The 326-nt window shown below is 65.6% G+C and carries 1 pseudogene; it reads right to left on the bottom strand.

Features of this window, described 5'->3' with window-relative positions:
* Positions 1-264: pseudogene (locus AOT83_RS00010) on the bottom strand (hypothetical protein); the annotation flags it as partial.
* Positions 265-326 lie beyond the last annotated feature (62 nt).

Here is a 326-nt window from a genome sequence, read left to right as displayed (position 1 = left end):
CCGCCCCAAGGCTGCGGCGGTGACCGGGGCCAAGGCACGACGCAGCAAGGTGATGCCCTTGCCCAAGGCAGTAAACGCCAAGCACAGCAGCACAACCCAGCCAACCGACCCCACCGCACCGCCACCGGGAGTCAGCACGTGCAGGCCCCACACCCCCGCAGTCACCAAGGCGGCCCCGATAATCCCGGCACCGACGCCGGTCAACTCCGGCGCTCGCAACGGCCCTGCTGCGGGCAGGGTCTGCGTGGGCGCATCCTCATTCATCGACAAGATCCTTTTCCCCGGAATTGTGCTGCGAAAAGTGCTGTGTAGGTATACATGTCAGG

It is taken from the genome of Mycobacteroides sp. H001 (assembly GCF_001440005.1).
Taxonomy (GTDB): Bacteria; Actinomycetota; Actinomycetes; order Mycobacteriales; family Mycobacteriaceae; genus Mycobacterium; species Mycobacterium gwanakae.
The sequence above is the reverse complement of the archived record's forward strand: the minus strand, read 5'-3'. Positions and strand labels throughout refer to the sequence as shown.